Raw genomic sequence first — 21051 nt, forward strand, 5'->3', positions numbered from 1 at the left:
CGGACCTACTCGTCTAGACCCCCGGGGAGCCCGCGCTTCCCGGGGGTCTGTCTTTGTCCTCCCTGGCGAAGACCTGGATCAGCCACGACGAGAACGAACCGGTCACCGCGCCGAGCAGCGCCAGCCCGCACGCCATCAGGAACACCGCGAACACCCGGCCGAGCGGCGTCACAGGGGTGACATCGCCATAGCCGACGGTGGTGATCGCCGAGCAGGCCCACCAGACCGAGTCGCCGAACGTGACGATCGTGGCCCCCGGCGCGTCATGCTCCTGCTGGTAGACGGCGAGGGCCGCGGCGAAGCTCAGCAGGACGGACGTGATCCCGGCGTACGCCATCACCCGCGCGTACAGACTGAGCCGGGGGCGGTCCCGGCGCCGCTGGAGCGTCTCATAGGTGTTCACCATCCGCAGCGGTCGCAGCAGCGGCAGTACCAGTACGACGGTGTCCAGCCAGTGCGTACGGACGAACCGGAGCCCCTGGTCGCTGAGCACCAGCCGCACCCCGTAGTCCACCACGAAGAGCAGCCAGATCAGCAGGGCCAGGGCCATCGCGAGGTCGCGCCAGAACGGAGTGGCGCCATGGTTCAGGACGCGTACCGCGTAGCAGAGGAGGAACAGCACCGAGGCCACGAGCAGCGGCAACTCCGTACGCCGCTCCCAGCCGAGCTGCCGGTCGGGCCCATTTCGGACATGCATCGCCCCAGCATCGCGGGGGGCCGTCGGGCGTGGGCCCGGCGACACGCTCCGCGGGGCCTAAGTCATATGCTGCACAGCATGACGAGTGAGCCGGAGCAGCAGATCGGAGTGGGGACCCCGGACGCGTTCCAGCGGCTGTGGACTCCCCATCGGATGGCCTATATCCAGGGCGAGAACAAGCCCACCGGGCCGGGCGCCGAGGACGGCTGTCCCTTCTGCTCCATCCCGTCCAAGTCGGACGAGGACGGACTGGTGATCGCGCGCGGCGAGCGGGTGTACGCGGTGCTGAACCTCTACCCGTACAACGGCGGGCATCTGATGGTGGTGCCGTTCCGTCATGTCGCCGACTACACGGAGCTGGACGAGGCGGAGACCGCCGAGCTGGGCCTGTTCACCAAGCGGGCGATGACCGCGCTCCGTACGGCGTCCGGCGCGCACGGCTTCAACATCGGGATGAACCAGGGCACGGTGGCCGGAGCCGGGATCGCCGCCCATCTGCACCAGCATGTGGTGCCGCGCTGGGGCGGCGACACCAACTTCATGCCCGTCGTCGGACATACGAAGGTGCTTCCGCAGCTGCTCGCCGACACCCGGGCGATGCTGGCCGATGCCTGGCCGCACCGCCCGTAGGCGCGGCACCGCCCGTAGGCAGCGCCGCTACGCGTCGTAGGCGTCGGCCTTCTTCGGTGACAGGTCCTGCACCGCGCCGCTCAGCGAGGACGCGCGGCCCCGGAAGCGCTCGGTGTCCACGCCGTGCTCCTCCAGCACCCGCAGGGCGGCGTTGTGAGCCACGCGCAGCACCGGGGTGGCGGCGCGCATCGCGTCGTCGGCCATGAAGCGGTGGCGCCAGGGCTGATCGGCCCAGGCGTGCCGCAGGCCGAAGGGCTCGGGCAGCGACAGCTTGCCGCCGAGGAAGTCCAGGATCGGCGGATACCAGGTGAAGGGCGCGCGGACCGCGAGCCGCACCACCTCGGGCGGCTCCACCAGGGGCAGCGTGCGCGAGGTGGTCTCCCAGAACCGGATCGTCTTGGCGACCGTGACCGTCTTCGGCGAGGACTTCGTGGTGAACAGGGAGTGCACCGGGCCCAGGGCATGGCCGGTGACCTCGACGCGCAGGGTCTCGTGGAGCACGGTGACCGTGATCATCATGGTGATCACCAGCTGGCCGTCCCAGAGGACGAACTGCACGCCCAGATAGTGCCGGTCGCCGCTGCCGAACTGCTGGTGGTTGCAGATCCGCTGTATCTCGTGCGGCTTGACCTGGAAGGCCTCCACGTCCTGGCCCTCGCGCCGGGACACCGAGCCGGCGCCCTCGCCGACCGGCGACACGATCCAGTGCTTCACCGAAGGCGTCGGGAAACCACCGGAGTTGAGAGGGCCGCGCTCCAGCAGCTTCAGCTGGTCGTGGATCGCCCGTATCACGTCGTAGGCGCGGAACTGATGGATCTCCTTGCCCGCGTCCTTGGGGACCAGTTCCTCGGCGAGCTGCCAGCTGCCCCAGCGGGTGCCCATGCCGAGTATGCCCTTGGGACCGGCGTAGAAGACCATGTTGGACCGCTGCTCGGCGGTGAGCTTCTCCAGGCCCTGGCGCAGCGCCTCGCGAGTGGCGTCGCCCGGGTTCCCCGGCACGGCTTCGGGGATCTTGGCGCCCACCCCGCCGCCCGAGAGGAGATCGTCCCAGCGGGAGCGCAGATCCTTCGCGGTCGTCTCACAGATCCGCCTGGCCACCAGCCAGCCGACGGCGGGCGCGACGATCATGCCGCGCAGATACCAGCCGAGGACGCCGTTGAACGGCAGCGCGACCATGACGATCACGGCGAGCACCGCCACCGCGAGCAGCAGGGCGCCGCCCACCATGCCGGCCCGCTTGTCCTTGGCCCCCGCCAGCGTACGGCGCAGCTGGAACACCCCCAGCCAGAGCAGCAGCCCCGGCAGGAACAGCACCCCGAACACCACGGTCACGGCGGTGAGTTTGGAGTCACGCTCCTTGCGGATACGCGTCGCCGCCAGGGCGTGCTCCACCACGGTCTGCGGCTCCATGCCGAAGGACTGGATCAGCGCGCCACGGCCGCCGCCGAGCATCCTGAGCTGTACGGCACGGGCGAACGCCTCGCCCAGATTCGGCTCGAAGAGCGAGAACTTGCCCTTCGAGACCTTGGACTTGTGCCATTCGTTGTCGGCCTTGAGGATCTCCTCGACCGGGCTGTCCCGGTACGCGGCCGAGGCGAGGGCATGCGTCGCCGCGGTCTGTCCCGCCGAACCCAGGAGCGGGACCTGTGCCCCCGGGCTGAAGTCGAATACGTCGTCCGCCACTGACGCCCCTTCGCCACAAGGATCCGCTGCCGCCGCCGACTTACCGGCGCACGTGCCCCGCACACCTGCTGAGCTGGGCACCACAGCGTAACCGGGCCGCACCCTCCGCGTCAGGAGACCTGGCGCTCTTTCGCCACCCGCGTACCCCGAAAGCCCGGAACAGGGCAATGAACAGGGCAACACCCCGCCCTCGGAACGGACTTGCCGGAGTGGGCTCAGACCGCGACCTCCTCCTGCCCGCGCAGTCGGTCCACGACCGCGGGCGGCATGGGCTCATGGCGCGCGTACGACCGGCTGAACCGGCCCGTGCCGTGCGAGACCGACCGCAGGTCCACCGCGTACCGTCCGATCTCCAGCTCCGGCACCTCGGCCTTGACCAAGGTCCTTCCCGGACCCGCCTGTTCGGTGCCGATCACCCGGCCGCGCCTGCCGGACAGATCGCTCATCACCTGACCCACGTACTCGTCGGGGACGAGGACCGCCAACTCGGCGACCGGCTCCAGCAGATGGATGGAGGCGCCGCCCGCCGCCTCGCGCAGCGCCAGGGCGCCCGCCGTCTGGAACGCGGCGTCGGAGGAGTCCACCGAGTGGGCCTTGCCGTCCAGCAGGGTGATCCGGATGTCGACGAGCGGATGACCCGCCGCGACCCCGCGCGCCGCCTGGAGGCGTATGCCCTTCTCGACGGAGGGAATGAACTGCCGCGGTACGGCGCCGCCCACGACCTTGTCGACGAACTCGATCCCGGACCCGGGAGGCAGCGGATCCACCTCGATCTCACAGATCGCGAACTGTCCGTGGCCACCGGACTGCTTCACATGCCGGCCGCGCCCCGCCGAACTCTCGCCGAAGGTCTCCCGCAGCGCCACCCGGTACGGTACGGCGTCCACCTGCACGCCGTACCGGCTGCGCAGCCGGTCGAGCGCGACCTCCCGATGGGCCTCGCCCAGGCACCAGAGCACCACCTGATGGGTGTCCTGATTCTGTTCGAGCCGCATCGTCGGGTCCTCCGCGACCAAACGCGCGAGCCCCTGCGACAGCTTGTCCTCATCGGCCTTGCTGTGCGCCTCGACGGCCAGCGGCAGCAGCGGGTCGGGCATGGTCCAGGGCTTCATCAGGAGCGGATCGTCCCTGGCGGACAGCGTGTCCCCGGTCTCGGCGCGGGACAGCTTCCCGACACAGGCCAGATCACCGGCGACGCAGTGGGCCAGCACGCGCTGCTGCTTGCCGAACGGGGAGGAGAGCGCGCCGATCCGCTCGTCGACGTCGTGGTCCTCGTGCCCCCGGTCGGTGAGGCCATGACCCGAGACATGGACCGTCTCGTCCGGCCGCAGGGTGCCGGAGAAGACCCGTACGAGAGAGATCCTGCCGACGTACGGGTCCGAGGCGGTCTTGACCACCTCGGCGACCAGCGGACCCTGCGGATCGCAGTGGATCTCCGGGCGCGGGGCGCCCTGTGGAGTGGTCACGGCGGGGGCCGGCCGCTCCAGCGGGGTCGGGAAGCCGCCGGCGATCAGGTCGAGCATCTCGACCGTACCCAGCCCCTGCCGGGCGCCGGGCGGCGCGGGGGCCGCCGCGAGCACCGGATGGAAGACGCCGCGCGCCACGGCCTTCTCCAGATCCTCGATCAGCGTCTTGACGTCGATCTCCGCGCCGCCGAGATAGCGGTCCATGAGGGTCTCGTCCTCGCTCTCCGCGATGATCCCCTCGATCAGCCGGTTACGGGCCTCCTCGATCCGCGGCAGCTCGCCGGGCCCCGGCGGATTCTCCCGGCGCTCCCCGGCGGCGTAATCGAAGATCTTCCGCGACAGCAGCCCCACGAGCCCGGTGGCCGGCGCGTGCCCGTCGGGGCCCTCCGCGCCGTACACCGGGAGGTACAGCGGCAGGACGGCGTCCGGGTCGTCGCCGCCGAAGATCCGCGCGCAGATCCGGGTCATCTCGTCGAAGCCGGTGCGCGCCGTGTCCAGATGTGTGACGACGATCGCGCGCGGCATCCCGACCGCCGCGCACTCGTCCCAGACCGTACGGGTCGCACCCGCCACGGCCTCCGCCTCCTGGGCGGCCGAGACAACGAAGAGGGCCGCGTCCGCGGCACGCAGACCGGCCCTCAGCTCCCCGACGAAATCCGCGTAGCCGGGGGTGTCCAGTAGATTGATCTTGTACCCGCCCCACTCCAGGGGCACGAGGGAGAGCTGTACGGAGCGGTGCTGGCGGTGCTCGATCTCGTCGTAGTCGGAGACCGTCGCGCCGTCCTCGACCCGGCCCGCCCGGTTCACCGCTCCCGCGGTGAGCGCGAGGGCCTCGACCAGGGTGGTCTTTCCCGAACCGCTGTGGCCCACCAGCACCACGTTCCTTACGGACGCGGGCCGGTCGGCCGTCGGCGCCCTTCCGGCGGCCCCGGGCTGTATACGCGCCTTGTCGCCCATGATTCCTGCCTCTCGATCGTCCACGCGTCCACAGGGGGACGGTGGAGAGAGGAGCGGGCCGGGTGAGCCGCGCGGCAGCTCCGGCGAGGCCCGCGCTGGTCCTTCGAGCTTCGCACTCCGGCCATGGTGCGTCCATACGTCGTACGCGGCCGCATGGTGTGGGTGCCCGGGAGTGAGGCGCCGGGGTCCTGGCTACGATGGGCCAGGTCCTGTCCGAAGGCCCACGGAGACCCACCGGACAGGGCCCAGCCGGTGGCCGTCGGGGCCACTCGGCCCACCGAACCTCGGGAAGGCCATGCTGAACAAGTACGCGCGTGCATTCTTCACGCGTGTTCTCACACCGTTCGCCGCGTTTCTGCTCCGCCGTGGAGTCAGTCCGGACGCGGTCACGCTCATCGGTACGGCCGGAGTGATGGCGGGAGCGCTGGTCTTCTTCCCTCGCGGGGAGTTCTTCTGGGGCACCATCGTCATCACCGTCTTCGTCTTCTCCGATCTCATCGACGGCAACATGGCCAGACAGGCAGGGATCTCCAGCCGCTGGGGCGCGTTCCTGGACTCGACCCTCGACCGGGTCGCGGACGGCGCGATCTTCGCCGGCTTCGCGCTCTGGTACGCGGGCACGGGCGACAACAACACGCTGTGCGCCGTCGCGATCTTCTGTCTGGCCAGCGGCCAGGTCGTCTCGTACACCAAGGCCCGGGGCGAGTCCATCGGGCTGCCGGTGGCCGTCAACGGACTGGTCGAGCGCGCCGAGCGGCTGGTCATCTCCCTGGTCGCGGCCGGGCTCGCCGGGCTGCACGGCTTCGGGGTACCCGGTATCGACATCCTGCTGCCGATCGCCCTGTGGATCGTCGCCGTGGGCAGTCTCGTCACACTCGGCCAGCGCGTCGTCACGGTACGCCGCGAGTCCGCCGAGGCCGACGCCGCCGCACGGGGCAGCGGGGCCGCCTCATGAGCGGGGCGCGCGACCGTGTGACCGACGCCCTGTACGGACTCGGCTGGGGCACGGTCAAGAAGCTCCCGGAGCCCGTGGCCACGGCCCTCGGCCGGACCATCGCCGACACCGTGTGGAAGCGGCGCGGGCCGAGCGTGCTGCGCCTCGAAGCCAATCTCGCGCGTGTGGTGCCCGACGCCGGGCCCGAACGGCTCGCCGCGCTCTCCAAGGCCGGGATGCGCTCGTACATGCGCTACTGGATGGAGTCCTTCCGGCTGCCTGCCTGGAGCACGGAACGGGTGCGCGAGGGCGTCGAGATCAAGGACATCGACCTGCTGATGGACGGACTCGCCTCCGGCCGCGGCGTCGTGCTCGCCCTGCCGCACATGGCCAACTGGGACCTGGCGGGAGCGTGGCTCACCCGCGGTCGGGGCGTGCCGTTCACGACGGTCGCCGAGCGGCTCAAGCCCGAGACGCTGTACGACCGGTTCGTCGCCTACCGCGAGAGCCTCGGCATGGAGGTACTGCCGCACACCGGCGGCTCCGCCTTCGGCCGGCTCGCGCGACGGCTGCGGGGCGGCGGTCTGGTCTGTCTGGTCGCCGACCGCGATCTGTCGTCGTCCGGTATCGAGGTCGACTTCTTCGGGGACGCCACCCGGATGCCCGCGGGCCCCGCGCTGCTCGCCCAGCAGACCGGGGCGCTGCTGATGCCGGCGGCGCTCTGGTTCGACGATTCGGCGGTCATGCGGGGACGCGTGTATCCGGCGATCGAGGTGCCTCGGACAGGTACCCGCGCCGAGAAGACGTCTGTGATGACACAGGCGATGGCCGATGCCTTCGCCGACGGAATCGCCGAGCACCCGGAGGACTGGCACATGCTGCAGCGACTGTGGCTCAAAGACCTGGAGCGGGGGCCCGAGTGAGGATCGGCATCGTCTGCCCGTACTCCTGGGACGTGCCGGGCGGCGTCCAGTTCCACATCAGGGACCTGGCGGACCATCTGATCGGGCTCGGACACGAGGTGTCCGTACTGGCCCCCGCGGACGACGAGACCCCGCTCCCGCCGTATGTCGTCTCGGCCGGCCGCGCCGTGCCCGTCCCGTACAACGGCTCGGTCGCCCGGCTGAACTTCGGCTTCCTCTCGGCGGCACGGGTACGGCGCTGGCTGCACGACGGCGCCTTCGACGTGATCCATATCCACGAGCCGACCGCGCCGTCGCTCGGGCTGCTCACCTGCTGGGCCGCGCAGGGCCCCATCGTCGCGACGTTCCACACGTCGAACCCCCGCTCGCGCGCGATGATCGCGGCGTACCCGATCCTCCAGCCCGCGCTGGAGAAGATCAGCGCGCGGATCGCGGTGAGCGAGTACGCGCGACGGACGCTGGTGGAGCACCTCGGCGGCGACGCCGTGGTCATCCCGAACGGCGTCGACGTCGACTTCTTCGCCAAGGCCGAGGTCAATCCGGCCTGGCAGGGGCGGACCATCGGCTTCATCGGCCGGATCGACGAGCCGCGCAAGGGTCTGCCGGTGCTGATGAACGCCCTTCCGAAGATCCTCGCCGTCTACCCGGAGACGCGGCTGCTCGTGGCCGGGCGCGGGGACGAGAAGGAGGCGGTGGAGTCGCTTCCCAAGGAGATGCGGGAGCGCGTCGAATTCCTCGGCATGGTCAGCGACGAGGACAAGGCGCGGCTGCTGCGCAGCGTCGATCTGTATGTCGCGCCCAATACGGGCGGCGAGAGCTTCGGCATCATCCTCGTCGAGGCGCTGTCCGCGGGCGCGGCGGTGCTGGCGAGCGATCTGGACGCGTTCGCGCAGGTCCTGGACCAGGGGGCGGCGGGCGAGCTGTTCACCAACGAGGACGCGGACGCGCTGGCGGGGGCGGCGGTACGGCTGCTGGGCGACACCGAGAGGCGCGCGGAGCTGCGGGAGCGGGGGAGCGCGCATGTGCGGCGCTTCGACTGGTCGACGGTCGCGGCGGACATTCTGGCGGTGTACGAGACGGTGACCGACGGGGCGGCGTTGGTGGCGACGGACGAACGGACGGGGCTGGTGGGGCGCTTGTGGCGGCGGGGGGAGAGCGGCTCGTCGTCGGGCGAGGCGCTGTTCGCGGGCGGGTAGTCCCGGGGGGCGTTGCTCGGGGTGCGGGTGCGTTTCGGCGGGGGCCGGTGGTGCGGTGCCCCGGCCCTGGCCACGCGACCGCGACCCACACCGCATCCGCCCCCCTGCATCCGTAGCCCGTATCCGTACCCCTGTACCCGGCGGCTCCGCCGCCCCGCCGGGAGGCGATACCGTTGCCCGTTGTGATCGAGACCCTTATCTGGATCGTCGTCGCCGTCGTCGCGATCGGCCTCTACCTCAGCTGGACCGCCGGCCGCCTCGACCGCCTCCACGCCCGTATCGACGCCGCCCGCGCCGCCCTCGACGCCCAGTTGCTGCGGCGCGCCTCGGTCACCCAGGAACTGGCCTCTTCCGGCGTGCTCGATCCCGCCGCGTCGATCGTCCTGTATCAGGCCGCGCACGCCGCCCGGCAGGCCGAGGAGGAGCAGCGGGAGGTCGCGGAGAGCGAGTTGAGCCAGGCGCTGCGTGCCGTCTTCGGGGAGGCCGCGCAGGTGGAGGCGGTGCAGGCCGCCCCCGGGGGCGAGGACGCCGCCGGGGAGCTCGCCGCCGCGGTACGGCGCGTACCCATGGCGCGGCGGTTCCACAACGACTCCGTACGCGCGGCCCGCGCGCTGCGGCGGCACCGCAAGGTCCGCTGGTTCCGGCTCGCCGGCCACGCGCCGTTTCCGCTCGCGTTCGAGATGGACGACGAGCCGCCGGTCGCGCTGGCCGACCGGCCGGCCTGAGTCCGCGAAACGAGCCACCGCCTGATTATTGGCCCTTGCTGTGGACTGGTCGCGGGGCGTTCTCTTGGGAGGCACTTCCCCAATCATTTTCAGCCAGTGAGGTCGCTCCGTGTCCACCACGCTTCCCACCGTTCCCCAGTCCCCCGAAACCGGCACCGCGCGTGTGAAGCGCGGGATGGCCGAGCAGCTCAAGGGGGGTGTGATCATGGACGTCGTCACGCCGGAGCAGGCGAAGATCGCCGAGGACGCCGGAGCGGTCGCCGTGATGGCGCTGGAGCGGGTGCCCGCCGATATCCGTAAGGACGGCGGCGTCGCCCGGATGTCCGACCCGGACATGATCGAGGGCATTATCGACGCGGTCTCGATCCCGGTGATGGCCAAGTCCCGGATCGGTCACTTCGTGGAGGCCCAGGTCCTGCAGTCGCTCGGCGTGGACTACATCGACGAGTCCGAGGTGCTGACCCCGGCCGACGAGGTCAACCACTCCGACAAGTGGGCGTTCACCACGCCCTTCGTCTGTGGGGCCACCAACCTGGGTGAGGCGCTGCGCCGGATCGGCGAGGGTGCGGCCATGATCCGCTCCAAGGGGGAGGCGGGCACCGGCAATGTCGTGGAGGCCGTCAGGCATCTGCGGCAGATCAAGAACGAGATCGCCAGGCTGCGCGGGTTCGACAACAACGAGCTGTACGCCGCCGCCAAGGAGCTGCGCGCGCCGTACGAGATCGTCAAGGAGGTCGCGGCGCTCGGCAAGCTGCCGGTGGTGCTGTTCTCCGCGGGCGGTGTCGCCACCCCCGCCGACGCCGCGCTGATGCGCCAGCTCGGCGCCGAGGGCGTCTTCGTCGGGTCCGGCATCTTCAAGTCCGGTGACCCGGCCAAGCGCGCCGCGGCGATCGTGAAGGCCACCACCTTCTACGACGACCCGAAGGTCATCGCGGAGGCGTCCCGGAATCTCGGCGAGGCCATGGTGGGCATCAACTGCGACACCCTTCCCGAGGCCGAGCGCTACGCGAACCGTGGCTGGTAGCCCGCGATGAACACCCCTGTGATCGGCGTCCTGGCGCTCCAGGGCGACGTCCGGGAGCATCTGACGGCCCTGGCGGCGGCGGGAGCCGAGGCACGGACCGTCAGGCGCCCGGCCGAGCTCGACGGCGTCGAGGGGCTGGTGATCCCGGGCGGCGAGTCCACCACGATGTCCAAGCTGGCCGCGCTCTTCGACATGCTGGACCCGCTGCGGGAACGGGTACGTGCCGGGATGCCGGTCTATGGCACCTGCGCCGGGATGATCATGCTCGCCGAGAAGATCCTCGACCCGCGGTCGGGTCAGGAGACGGTCGGCGGGATCGACATGATCGTCCGCCGGAACGCCTTCGGCCGGCAGAACGAGTCCTTCGAGGCGGCCGTCGAGGTCAGCGGTGTGGACGGCGGTCCCGTGGAGGGCGTCTTCATCCGGGCACCCTGGGTCGAGTCGGTCGGCGCGGAGGTGCGGGTGCTCGCGGAGTACGGGGGCCATGTCGTCGCCGTACGGCAGGGCAACGCCCTCGCCACCTCGTTCCATCCGGAGCTGACGGGCGACCACAGGCTGCACCGCTTCTTCACAGACATGGTGCGCTCCGCACGGTGACCGGATCCCGGTAGGATCGCTGCCGAACGGAGCAGGATGGGTTACGCGAAGGAGACAGGCAGATGTCCGGCCACTCTAAATGGGCTACGACGAAGCACAAGAAGGCCGTGATCGATGCCAAGCGCGGCAAGCTCTTCGCGAAGCTGATCAAGAACATCGAGGTCGCGGCCCGTACCGGGGGCGCCGACGTCGACGGTAACCCGACCCTCTTCGACGCCATCCAGAAGGCGAAGAAGAGCTCGGTGCCGAACAAGAACATCGACTCGGCCGTCAAGCGCGGCGCCGGTCTGGAGGCCGGTGGCGCCGACTACGAGACGATCATGTACGAGGGATACGGCCCGAACGGTGTCGCGGTGCTCATCGAGTGTCTGACCGACAACCGCAACCGCGCCGCCTCCGACGTCCGCGTCGCCATGACCCGTAACGGTGGCTCGATGGCCGACCCGGGCTCCGTCTCGTATCTCTTCAACCGCAAGGGCGTCGTCATCGTCCCCAAGGGCGAGCTGGGCGAGGACGACGTCCTGGGCGCGGTGCTCGACGCGGGTGCCGAGGAGGTCAATGACCTCGGTGAGTCCTTCGAGGTGCTCAGCGAGGCGACCGACCTGGTCGCGGTCCGTACCGCGCTCCAGGAGGCGGGAATCGACTACGACTCCGCCGACGCCAACTTCGTCCCGACCATGCAGGTCGAGCTGGACGAGGACGGCGCGCGCAAGATCTTCAAGCTGATCGACGCCCTGGAGGACAGCGACGACGTACAGAACGTCTTCGCCAACTTCGATGTCTCCGACGATGTGATGGAGAAGGTCGACGCCTGACGGCCACGGCTGACACGGCTTCATCTGACGGGCCGACGGGACACGCCCTCCCGTCGGCCCGTCGCGTTGTCGGTGGCGACCGATACTGTGCTGATCAGCGGGAACATTTGACCGAGGGAGGGGGCGCCATGCGGGTGCTGGGAGTTGACCCCGGGCTGACCCGGTGCGGTGTGGGCGTCGTCGAGGGCGTCGCGGGCCGTCCGCTGGCCATGCTCGGCGTCGGCGTGGTCCGTACGCCCGCGGACGCGGAGGCGGGTGCGCGGCTCGTCGCCATCGAGCAGGGCATCGAGGCCTGGCTGGACGAGCACCGGCCCGAACTCGTCGCGGTGGAGCGGGTGTTCGCCCAGCACAATGTGCGTACGGTCATGGGCACCGCACAGGCCAGCGCGATCGCGATGCTCTGTGCCGCGCGCCGCGGTATTCCCGTGGCCCTGCACACCCCCAGCGAGGTCAAGGCGGCCATCACCGGCAGTGGACGTGCGGACAAGGCCCAGGTCGGCGCGATGGTGACGCGGCTGCTGCGGCTCGACGCCCCGCCGAAGCCGGCCGACGCCGCCGACGCCCTGGCGCTCGCCATCTGCCATATCTGGCGTGCCCCCGCGCTGAATCGGCTTCAGCGGGCGCGGGAGGCGGCCCGCCCGTCCCGTATCCCCACCACCGCATCCGTACGGAAGGTCACGCGATGATCGCCTTCGTCAGCGGCCCGGTCGCCGCCCTCGCCCCGACCACGGCCGTGGTCGAGGTCGGCGGCGTCGGCATGGCCGTCCAGTGCACGCCCGGCACGCTCGCCGGACTGCGCGTCGGCCAGGAGGCGAGGCTCGCCACCTCCCTGGTCGTGCGGGAGGACTCCCTGACCCTGTACGGCTTCGCGGACGACGACGAACGCCAGATCTTCGAGCTGTTGCAGACCGCGAGCGGGGTGGGCCCCAGGCTGGCGCAGGCCATGCTCGCCGTGCACAGCCCGGACGCGCTGCGTATCGCCGTCTCCACAGGCGACGAGAAGGCGCTGACCGCGGTCCCCGGCATCGGCAAGAAGGGCGCCCAGAAACTGCTGCTCGAATTGAAGGACCGGCTCGGCGAGCCGGTCGGCGCGGTCGGCCGGCAGGGTGTCGGCTCCGCCGTCTCCGCCTCCTGGAGCGACCAGCTGCACGCCGCCCTGATCGGACTCGGCTATGCCACCCGCGAGGCGGACGACGCGGTCGCGCTGGTCACCCCGCAGGCCGAGGCGGCGCTCGCCGAGGGGGCGCGGCCTCCCGTGCCGGCGCTGCTGCGGGCCGCGCTCCAGAGCCTGAACAGAACGCGTTGAGCCGGCGCTGTCCGCTCCTCAGTGCCGTACGTCAAGGCGCCGTCCAGCGACGCGCCCCTTTCCCGAGGTGAAACAGAGTGAACTGGGACGACAGCAGCGGCGGGACGCCGCCGGACGATATCGCCGATCGGCTCGTCGGCTCGTCCGCCGATGGCGAGGACCAGGCCGTCGAGGCGGCGCTGCGGCCCAAGTCGCTGGGTGAGTTCGTCGGGCAGGAGCGGGTGCGCGAGCAGCTCGACCTGGTGCTGAAAGCGGCCCTGGCGCGTGGCGCGACCGCCGATCACGTACTGCTCTCCGGCGCCCCCGGGCTCGGCAAGACCACCCTCTCCATGATCATCGCCGCCGAGATGAACGCCCCGATCCGGATCACCTCGGGCCCCGCCATCCAGCACGCGGGTGATCTCGCGGCGATCCTCTCCTCCCTCCAGGAGGGTGAGGTTCTCTTCCTGGACGAGATCCACCGGATGTCCCGGCCCGCCGAGGAAATGCTCTACATGGCGATGGAGGACTTCCGGGTCGACGTCATCGTCGGCAAGGGCCCGGGCGCCACCGCCATCCCGCTGGAGCTGCCGCCGTTCACCCTGGTGGGCGCCACCACCCGGGCCGGACTGCTGCCGCCCCCCCTGCGCGACCGCTTCGGTTTCACCGGCCATATGGAGTTCTACGAGAGCGCGGAGCTGGAGCGCGTGATCCACCGCTCCGCCCATCTCCTCGACCTGGAGATCGATGCCGAGGGCGCGGCGGAGATCGCGGGACGCTCCCGTGGCACGCCCCGTATCGCCAACCGGCTGCTGCGGCGCGTACGGGACTACGCGCAGGTCAAGGCGGACGGCGTCATCAACCGCGAGGTGGCGGCCGTGGCCCTCGGGGTCTACGAGGTCGACGCCCGCGGCCTGGACCGGCTCGACCGCGCCGTGCTGAAAGCCCTGCTCAAGCTCTTCGGCGGCGGCCCGGTCGGTCTGTCGACCCTGGCGGTGGCCGTGGGGGAGGAGCGTGAGACGGTGGAGGAGGTCGCGGAGCCCTTTCTCGTACGGGAGGGACTGCTCGCCCGCACTCCGCGCGGCCGGGTCGCCACCCCCGCCGCCTGGGCACACCTGGGGCTCGTCCCCCCTCAGCAGGCCCCGGGAGCGGGCGGACAACCGGGTCTGTTCGGGGCGTGAGGGCGTCGACACTCGCGCGGTCAGGAACCCCGGTGCGATGCTGGGCGTTGTTCCAACGAAGCGGACTCGCTTAGACTCCGCCGATGCCGCCCTTCCGGGTCGGCATGCCCACCCCCGTATACCAGGCCGCTCGACAGCGCGGTCGTGCGAAGGAAGTTCCCTCCCGTGAGTCTCGTGACCCTCCTCCCCTTCATCGTGCTCATCGGGGCCATGTTCCTGATGACCCGGTCCGCCAAGAAGAAGCAGCAGGCAGCCGCACAGATGCGCGACGAAATGCAGCCCGGCACCGGCATCCGCACCATCGGGGGCATGTACGCCACCGTCAAGGAGGTGCACGACGACATGGTTCTTCTGGAGGTCGCTCCTGGCGTCCACGCCGTCTACGCCAAGAACGCCATCGGCGCCGTCCTGGACGACGACGAGTACAACCGCATCGTGCACGGCGAGGACGACCTCAAGAGCGATCTCGACGCTCCGGTCGTCCCGGACGACGCCTCCTCGCTGACCGAGACCGACAGCACCCCGGACGACGCCAAGATCGACCTGGGCAAGAAGCCCGAGGCCGACGACGCCGAGCCCAAGGACGGCAAGGCCGACGGCGAGGCCGGCGCGAAGTAGTCCCGACCGTGCCGACGGGCCGCCCTGCGGCCCGTCGCGGCGTACGGTTGCGCTGGAATTCTGCGGGGGCAGGTCCCCACAACACTTCGTGGCCGCTCCGGCGCACACCCGGCGTGGGGCGGTTGGACAGGGAGAAACGAGAAGGTGGCAGCACCTAATAAGGGCCGCAGGCAAGCGGGGTCCCCAGGCAGGCCAGGGCGCACCCTGGCACTGTTCCTGATTGCCATGGTCGCCCTCACGGGCGGGATGTTCTGGTCCGGTCATGTCACGCCACGCCTGGGGATCGACCTCGCCGGCGGCACGAGCATCACGCTCCAGGCGAAGAACACGCCGGGCAAGCCGAACGCGATCAACAAGACCAACATGGACACCGCCGTCAGCATCATCGAGCGGCGTGTCAATGGTCTTGGTGTCTCGGAGGCCGAGGTCCAGACCCAGGGCAGCAGCAACATCATCGTCAACATCCCCAAGGGGACGAACGAGAAGCAGGCCCGTGATCAGGTCGGCACCACGGCCCAGCTGTACTTCCGGCCGGTACTGACGGTCGCCGCGGGCGGCCCGGCCGCTCCGGCGCCCTCCACCAGCGGCTCCCCGAGCGGTTCTCCGAGCGGCTCTCCCTCTCCCTCCGCGGGCGACCCGTCGAGCGACGAGTCGGCCGGCAACCCCGACCCGTCGGCGAGCTCCACCGCTCAGGGCCGTGCCGTCACCGACGCGCTGAAGGACGAGACGCCCTCTCCGGGCGCGTCCGGCTCGGACAAGCCCGCCTCCTCCGGGAGCCCCGACCCCTCCACCACGCCCTCCGCAGACCCGGCCACGGCCGCGCTGGAGAAGAAGTTCACGGACCTGGACTGCACCGACGAGGCCGCGCGCACCAAGGCCAACCAGGGAGCCACGCCCAAGGACACGATCGTGGCCTGTGGCACCAACTCGGCCGGTGAGTGGGAGAAGTACATCCTCGGCCCCGCCGAGCTGGAGGGCACGGACGTCGACGACGCCAAGGGCGTTCTCGACCAGCAGCGTGGCATGTGGATCGTCACGATGGACTTCACCGGTGGCGGCACGAAGAAGTTCCAGTCCATCACCGGCAAGCTCTCCCAGCAGCAGCCGCCGATGAACCAGTTCGCCATCGTGCTCGACGGCAATGTCGTCTCGGCGCCCTCGGTGAGCCAGACGCTCGGCGGCAGCGCCGAGATCTCCGGCAGCTTCACCCAGCAGTCCGCCCAGGACCTGGCCAACATCCTGTCCTACGGCGCGCTGCCGCTTTCCTTCCAGGAGCAGAGCGTCACGACGGTCACCGCCGCGCTCGGTGGTGAGCAGCTCCAGGCGGGTCTGATCGCCGGCGCGATCGGCCTCGGACTGGTGGTCATCTACCTGGTGGCCTACTACCGCGGCCTCGCGGGCATCGCGATCGTCAGCCTCGGCGCCTCGGGCATCATGACGTACACGATCATGTCGCTGCTCGGCCCGGGTATCGGCTTCGCGCTGAACCTGCCCGCCGTGTGTGGCGCGATCGTCGCCATCGGTATCACCGCGGACTCGTTCATCGTCTACTTCGAGCGCATCCGCGACGAGATCCGCGAGGGCCGCACGCTCCGGCCCGCCGTCGAGCGCGCCTGGCCGCGCGCCCGGCGCACGATCCTGGTCTCCGACTTCGTATCGTTCCTCGCCGCCGCCGTGCTGTTCCTCGTCACGGTCGGCAAGGTCCAGGGCTTCGCGTTCACCCTCGGTCTGACCACGCTCCTCGACGTGGTCGTGGTGTTCTTCTTCACCAAGCCGGTGATGACGCTCCTGGCGCGCACGAAGTTCTTCGCCAGCGGCCATCCCTGGTCCGGACTGGACCCGAAGCGGCTCGGCGCCAAGCCCCCGCTGCGCCGCTCCCGCCGTGTCAGCGCTCACACCGACCCGAAGGAGGCGTGAGATGTCGCGACTCGGCGCACTCGGCGCCCGGCTCTACCGCGGCGAAGTCGGCTACGACTTCATCGGGAAGCGCAAGTTCTGGTACGCGCTCTCGATCCTGATCACCATCGCGGCCATCGCGGGCGTGATGGTGCGCGGCCTCAACATGGGCATCGAGTTCAAGGGCGGTGCCGTCTTCACCGTCCCGAGCACGAGCGTCTCCGTGACGCAGGCCCGGACGGACGCCCAGGAGGCCTCCGGCCACGACGCGATCGTCCAGAAGCTCGGCAACGGCGGTATGCGGATCCAGGTCACCGAACTGGACACCAAGCAGGCCGACAGCGTGCGGACGCAGCTCGCCAAGGACCTGAACGTCGACGAGGCGAAGATCAACGCCGAACTCGTCGGTCCGAGCTGGGGCGCGACCATCGCCAACAAGGCCTGGACGGGCCTCGGGATCTTCATGGTCCTGGTGGTGATCTATCTGGCCATCGCCTTCGAATGGCGCATGGCGGTCGCGGCACTGGTCGCCCTGATCCACGACCTCACCATCACCGTCGGTGTGTACGCACTGGTCGGCTTCGAGGTCACCCCGGGTACGGTGATCGGTCTGCTCACCATCCTCGGTTACTCCCTCTACGACACCGTCGTCGTCTTCGACAGTCTCAAGGAGGGGTCGAACGGGATCACCAAGCAGACCCGCTGGACCTACAGCGAGATCGCCAACCGCTCGATCAACAGCACGCTGGTGCGTTCCATCAACACCACCGTGGTCGCGCTCCTGCCGGTCGCCGGGCTGCTCTTCATCGGCGGCGGTTTCCTCGGCGCCGGCATGCTGAACGACATCTCGCTCTCGCTCTTCGTCGGCCTCGCCGCCGGTGCGTACTCCTCGATCTTCATCGCCACGCCGCTCGTCGCCGACCTCAAGGAACGCGACCCGCAGATCAAGGCGCTGAAGAAGCGGGTGCTCGCCAAGCGGGCCTCCGCCGCCGCCAAGGGTGAGCCCGCCGAGGGGCCCTCGGACGGCGCCGATGCCCTGGAGGACGCTCCGGAGGACGTGGTTCCGGGAGCAGCGCCGGCGGCCGCTGTCGCCGGTCAGCGGGGCCGGGGCGGCCGAGGCCGCCCGTCGGGTTCGGGGAGGCGTCGGTGACCGACACCAGTACGCGGGAGCTGCTTCTCAGCCGCATCCGTGATGTCGCGGACTACCCCAAGCCGGGCGTGGTCTTCAAGGACATCACTCCGCTGCTGGCCGACCCGAAGGCCTTCGCGGCGCTGACCGACGCGCTCGCGGAGCTGTGCGCGCGGCATGGCGCGACGAAGATCGTGGGCCTGGAGGCCCGCGGCTTCATCCTGGCGGCCCCCGTGGCGGTCCGGGCGGGCGTCGGCTTCATCCCCGTGCGCAAGGCCGGGAAGCTCCCCGGCGCGACGCTGTCGCAGGCGTACGAGCTGGAGTACGGCTCCGCGGAGATCGAGGTCCACGCGGAGGACCTGGACGAGGACGACCGGGTTCTCGTCATCGACGACGTGCTGGCCACCGGCGGTACGGCCGAGGCCTCGCTGGAGCTGGTCCGGCGGGCCGGCGCCGAGGTGGTGGGCGTCGCGGTCCTGATGGAGCTGGGTTTCCTGGGCGGCCGGGCCAGGCTGGAGCCCGCCCTGCGCGGGGCCCCGCTGGAGGTTCTGATCTCGCTCTGAGCGGCTCTTCGAACCATACGGACGGGCACCCGGGAACAACCGGGTGCCCGTCCGTCGTTCTGTGGGCTCCAGGATCCTGGGGCGAGAGGTACGCCCGAGGTCGATACGATGGAACCTCCGGGCCTGACCGGGGGACCTGGATCCGCACGAGGAGCGCCCTTGCCAGAAGAGGTCCAGCCACTGGCCGCCGCAACGCCCGATCACTCCGCCGAGCAGGCCGCGGCGGCATCAGCCGTGTCGCGGCACAAGGCCGCGGTCGCGGCGGAGGAGAAGGCCGCCCGCGCGTCCGCGGAGACCTCGGACGTGGGCCCCGCGGGGGCGACCCCGGCACCCCTGCCCGCCGCGCCCTCGGAGCGCCCCGCCACGCCCGTCAGCGCCCCCAAGCCCGGCCCCACGGCCACGCCGCGCTCCGGCGGGTCCTCCAATCGTGTACGGGCCCGTCTCGCCCGGCTGGGGGTGCAGCGCTCGTCGCCGTACAACCCGGTGCTCGAACCGCTGCTGCGGACCGTGCGGGGCAACGACCCGAAGATCGAGACGGCCACGCTCCGCCAGATCGAGCGCGCCTACCAGGTCGCCGAGCGCTGGCACCGCGGTCAGAAGCGCAAGAGCGGCGACCCGTACATCACCCATCCGCTCGCGGTCACGACCATCCTCGCGGAGCTGGGCATGGACCCGGCCACTCTGATGGCGGGTCTGCTGCACGACACCGTCGAGGACACCGAGTACGGGCTCGACACACTGCGCCGCGACTTCGGCGACCAGGTCGCGCTGCTCGTCGACGGCGTCACCAAGCTGGACAAGGTCAAGTTCGGTGAGGCGGCGCAGGCCGAGACCGTACGCAAGATGGTCGTCGCCATGGCCAAGGACCCGCGGGTCCTGGTCATCAAGCTCGCCGACCGGCTGCACAACATGCGCACCATGCGGTATCTCAAGCGGGAGAAGCAGGAGAAGAAGGCCCGCGAGACGCTGGAGATCTACGCGCCCCTGGCCCATCGGCTGGGCATGAACACCATCAAGTGGGAGCTGGAGGACCTCGCCTTCGCGATCCTCTACCCGAAGATGTACGACGAGATCGTCCGGCTCGTCGCGGAGCGCGCCCCCAAGCGGGACGAGTATCTGGCCATAGTGACCGACGAGGTCCAGTCGGATCTGCGCGCCGCCCGGATCAAGGCCACCGTCACCGGCAGGCCGAAGCACTACTACAGCGTGTACCAGAAGATGATCGTCCGCGGCCGGGACTTCGCGGAGATCTACGACCTGGTGGGCATTCGCGTTCTCGTCGACACCGTCCGTGACTGCTACGCGGCGCTCGGCACCGTCCACGCGCGGTGGAATCCGGTCCCCGGCCGGTTCAAGGACTACATCGCGATGCCCAAGTTCAACATGTACCAGTCGCTGCACACGACGGTCATCGGACCCAACGGCAAGCCCGTCGAGCTCCAGATCCGTACGTTCGACATGCACCGTCGCGCGGAGTACGGCATCGCCGCGCACTGGAAGTACAAGCAGGAGGCCGTCGCGGGCGCCTCCAAGGTGCGTACGGACGTGCCCAGGAACGCGGGCAAGGGCGCCGGCCAGGACACCGTCAACGACATGGCGTGGCTGCGCCAGCTGCTGGACTGGCAGAAGGAGACCGAGGACCCCAGCGAGTTCCTGGAGTCGCTCCGCTTCGACCTGTCCCGCAACGAGGTCTTCGTCTTCACACCCAAGGGCGATGTCATAGCGCTGCCCGCCGGTGCCACCCCCGTCGACTTCGCGTACGCCGTACACACCGAAGTCGGCCATCGCACCATAGGAGCCCGGGTCAACGGGCGGCTCGTACCTCTCGAATCGACGCTGGACAACGGCGATCTGGTGGAGGTCTTCACCTCCAAGGCGTCCGGGGCGGGCCCCTCGCGCGACTGGCTCGGCTTCGTCAAGTCGCCGAGGGCCAGGAACAAGATCCGCGCCTGGTTCTCCAAGGAGCGCCGCGACGAGGCGATCGAGCAGGGCAAGGACGCCATCGCGCGGGCCATGCGCAAACAGAACCTGCCGATCCAGCGGATCCTCACCGGCGACTCGCTCGTCACGCTCGCGCACGAGATGCGCTATCCCGACATCTCGTCCCTGTACGCGGCGATCGGCGAGGGCCATGTGGCCGCGCAGGGCGTCGTACAGAAGCTCGTGCAGGCCCTCGGCGGCGAGGAGGCGGCCAACGAGGACATCGCCGAGAGCGCGCCGCCCTCGCACGGCCGCGGCAAGCGCCGCGCCAACGCCGACCCCGGGGTGGTCGTCAAGGGCGTCGAGGACGTCTGGGTCAAGCTCGCCCGCTGCTGTACGCCGGTCCCGGGCGACCCGATCATCGGCTTCGTCACGCGCGGCAGTGGAGTCTCGGTGCACCGCGCCGACTGCGTCAATGTCGACTCGCTCTCCCAGCAGCCCGAGCGGATCCTCGAAGTCGAGTGGGCGCCGACCCAGTCGTCGGTCTTCCTGGTCGCCATCCAGGTCGAGGCGCTGGACCGCTCCCGGCTGCTGTCGGATGTCACCCGTGTCCTGTCCGACCAGCATGTGAACATCCTGTCCGCGGCCGTCCAGACCTCCCGCGACCGGGTCGCCACCTCCCGTTTCACCTTCGAGATGGGCGACCCGAAGCACCTGGGACACGTACTGAAGGCGGTACGGGGCGTGGAGGGCGTCTACGACGTCTACCGGGTCACCTCCGCGCGCAGACCGTAAGCCGCGACTGACAGCGA

19 protein-coding genes are annotated in these 21051 nt (G+C 70.2%); 16 read left to right on the forward strand and 3 right to left on the reverse strand.

What is annotated here, in order from left to right; translation table 11 throughout:
• Window positions 1-13: 13 nt before the first annotated feature.
• Window positions 14-697: a potassium channel family protein gene (locus AB0M67_RS11305; protein ID WP_365744926.1), complete on the reverse strand. Its 684-nt coding sequence runs from the start codon at window positions 695-697 to the stop codon at window positions 14-16.
• A 66-nt stretch (window positions 698-763) separates the two neighbouring features.
• Here AB0M67_RS11305 and AB0M67_RS11310 point away from each other — a divergent pair, with 66 nt between their 5' ends.
• A complete protein-coding gene (locus AB0M67_RS11310) occupies window positions 764-1327 on the forward strand; it encodes an HIT domain-containing protein (RefSeq protein ID WP_365744928.1) in 564 nt (187 codons plus the stop codon).
• A 27-nt stretch (window positions 1328-1354) separates the two neighbouring features.
• Here AB0M67_RS11310 and AB0M67_RS11315 read toward each other — a convergent pair whose 3' ends face one another.
• Entirely contained in the window at window positions 1355-3010 is a 1656-nt protein-coding gene (locus AB0M67_RS11315) for a hypothetical protein (RefSeq protein ID WP_365744930.1), read from the reverse strand.
• 215 nt (window positions 3011-3225) lie between these two features.
• Window positions 3226-5433, reverse strand: a complete 2208-nt coding sequence (locus tag AB0M67_RS11320) for an elongation factor G-like protein EF-G2 (protein WP_365744932.1) — start codon at window positions 5431-5433, stop codon at window positions 3226-3228.
• Between the two features lie 295 nt (window positions 5434-5728).
• On the opposite strand from AB0M67_RS11320, the gene pgsA reads away from it, so the two are divergent.
• From pgsA to AB0M67_RS11395, 15 genes are all read left to right on the forward strand, one after another.
• Window positions 5729-6388, forward strand: coding sequence for a phosphatidylinositol phosphate synthase (gene pgsA / locus AB0M67_RS11325; RefSeq protein WP_365744934.1), 660 nt, complete (start codon window positions 5729-5731; stop codon window positions 6386-6388).
• Window positions 6385-7290: a phosphatidylinositol mannoside acyltransferase gene (locus AB0M67_RS11330; protein ID WP_365744936.1), complete on the forward strand. Its 906-nt coding sequence runs from the start codon at window positions 6385-6387 to the stop codon at window positions 7288-7290. Before pgsA ends, AB0M67_RS11330 begins: the two co-directional genes overlap by 4 nt.
• On the forward strand, window positions 7287-8486 hold the full coding sequence (locus AB0M67_RS11335; RefSeq protein WP_365744938.1) for a glycosyltransferase family 4 protein: 1200 nt from the start codon (window positions 7287-7289) through the stop codon (window positions 8484-8486). The genes AB0M67_RS11330 and AB0M67_RS11335 overlap by 4 nt, the downstream gene beginning before the upstream one ends.
• Window positions 8487-8668: 182 nt before the next feature.
• A complete protein-coding gene (locus tag AB0M67_RS11340; protein ID WP_249951053.1) occupies window positions 8669-9211 on the forward strand; it encodes a hypothetical protein in 543 nt (180 codons plus the stop codon).
• Window positions 9212-9320: 109 nt separating this feature from the next.
• A complete protein-coding gene (gene pdxS, locus AB0M67_RS11345) occupies window positions 9321-10235 on the forward strand; it encodes a pyridoxal 5'-phosphate synthase lyase subunit PdxS (protein ID WP_030355468.1) in 915 nt (304 codons plus the stop codon).
• A 6-nt stretch (window positions 10236-10241) separates the two neighbouring features.
• Window positions 10242-10832 (forward strand): pyridoxal 5'-phosphate synthase glutaminase subunit PdxT, encoded by a 591-nt coding sequence (pdxT, locus tag AB0M67_RS11350; protein ID WP_365744941.1) that lies wholly within the window; start codon window positions 10242-10244, stop codon window positions 10830-10832.
• Window positions 10833-10894: 62 nt separating this feature from the next.
• A complete protein-coding gene (locus AB0M67_RS11355; RefSeq protein ID WP_365744943.1) occupies window positions 10895-11647 on the forward strand; it encodes a YebC/PmpR family DNA-binding transcriptional regulator in 753 nt (250 codons plus the stop codon).
• Window positions 11648-11775: 128 nt separating this feature from the next.
• The gene (gene ruvC / locus AB0M67_RS11360; protein WP_365744945.1) at window positions 11776-12333 is read left to right on the forward strand and encodes a crossover junction endodeoxyribonuclease RuvC; all 558 of its coding nucleotides are present in this window, start codon (window positions 11776-11778) and stop codon (window positions 12331-12333) included.
• Entirely contained in the window at window positions 12330-12953 is a 624-nt protein-coding gene (ruvA, locus tag AB0M67_RS11365; RefSeq protein ID WP_365744947.1) for a Holliday junction branch migration protein RuvA, read from the forward strand. The genes ruvC and ruvA overlap by 4 nt, the downstream gene beginning before the upstream one ends.
• Before the next feature lie 77 nt (window positions 12954-13030).
• Window positions 13031-14113, forward strand: coding sequence for a Holliday junction branch migration DNA helicase RuvB (gene ruvB / locus AB0M67_RS11370; protein WP_365744948.1), 1083 nt, complete (start codon window positions 13031-13033; stop codon window positions 14111-14113).
• A gap of 165 nt (window positions 14114-14278) precedes the next feature.
• Window positions 14279-14731 carry a preprotein translocase subunit YajC gene (gene yajC, locus AB0M67_RS11375; RefSeq protein ID WP_365744950.1) on the forward strand — a complete coding sequence of 151 codons (453 nt, stop codon included), beginning with the start codon at window positions 14279-14281 and terminating at the stop codon, window positions 14729-14731.
• Between the two features lie 144 nt (window positions 14732-14875).
• Window positions 14876-16648: a protein translocase subunit SecD gene (gene secD / locus AB0M67_RS11380; protein ID WP_365744952.1), complete on the forward strand. Its 1773-nt coding sequence runs from the start codon at window positions 14876-14878 to the stop codon at window positions 16646-16648.
• Window position 16649: 1 nt separating this feature from the next.
• Window positions 16650-17777 carry a protein translocase subunit SecF gene (gene secF, locus AB0M67_RS11385; RefSeq protein WP_365744954.1) on the forward strand — a complete coding sequence of 376 codons (1128 nt, stop codon included), beginning with the start codon at window positions 16650-16652 and terminating at the stop codon, window positions 17775-17777.
• Window positions 17774-18319, forward strand: a complete 546-nt coding sequence (locus tag AB0M67_RS11390; RefSeq protein WP_365744956.1) for an adenine phosphoribosyltransferase — start codon at window positions 17774-17776, stop codon at window positions 18317-18319. The genes secF and AB0M67_RS11390 overlap by 4 nt, the downstream gene beginning before the upstream one ends.
• Window positions 18320-18478: 159 nt before the next feature.
• Window positions 18479-21034, forward strand: a complete 2556-nt coding sequence (locus tag AB0M67_RS11395; protein WP_365744958.1) for a bifunctional (p)ppGpp synthetase/guanosine-3',5'-bis(diphosphate) 3'-pyrophosphohydrolase — start codon at window positions 18479-18481, stop codon at window positions 21032-21034.
• Window positions 21035-21051: the final 17 nt, after the last annotated feature.

The organism is Streptomyces sp. NPDC051662, assembly GCF_040681655.1.
GTDB lineage: Bacteria > Actinomycetota > Actinomycetes > Streptomycetales > Streptomycetaceae > Streptomyces.

Excerpts from the sequence above, each read along its gene's own strand:
- AB0M67_RS11305 (WP_365744926.1), bottom strand. The coding sequence starts at position 697 with ATGCATGTCCGAAATGGGCCCGACCGGCAGCTCGGCTGGGAGCGGCGT.
- AB0M67_RS11310 (WP_365744928.1), top strand. The coding sequence starts at position 764 with ATGCTGCACAGCATGACGAGTGAGCCGGAGCAGCAGATCGGAGTGGGG.
- AB0M67_RS11320 (WP_365744932.1), bottom strand. The coding sequence starts at position 5,433 with ATGGGCGACAAGGCGCGTATACAGCCCGGGGCCGCCGGAAGGGCGCCG.
- pgsA (WP_365744934.1), top strand. The coding sequence starts at position 5,729 with ATGCTGAACAAGTACGCGCGTGCATTCTTCACGCGTGTTCTCACACCG.
- AB0M67_RS11330 (WP_365744936.1), top strand. The coding sequence starts at position 6,385 with ATGAGCGGGGCGCGCGACCGTGTGACCGACGCCCTGTACGGACTCGGC.
- pdxT (WP_365744941.1), top strand. The coding sequence starts at position 10,242 with ATGAACACCCCTGTGATCGGCGTCCTGGCGCTCCAGGGCGACGTCCGG.
- AB0M67_RS11355 (WP_365744943.1), top strand. The coding sequence starts at position 10,895 with ATGTCCGGCCACTCTAAATGGGCTACGACGAAGCACAAGAAGGCCGTG.
- ruvC (WP_365744945.1), top strand. The coding sequence starts at position 11,776 with ATGCGGGTGCTGGGAGTTGACCCCGGGCTGACCCGGTGCGGTGTGGGC.
- ruvA (WP_365744947.1), top strand. The coding sequence starts at position 12,330 with ATGATCGCCTTCGTCAGCGGCCCGGTCGCCGCCCTCGCCCCGACCACG.
- secF (WP_365744954.1), top strand. The coding sequence starts at position 16,650 with ATGTCGCGACTCGGCGCACTCGGCGCCCGGCTCTACCGCGGCGAAGTC.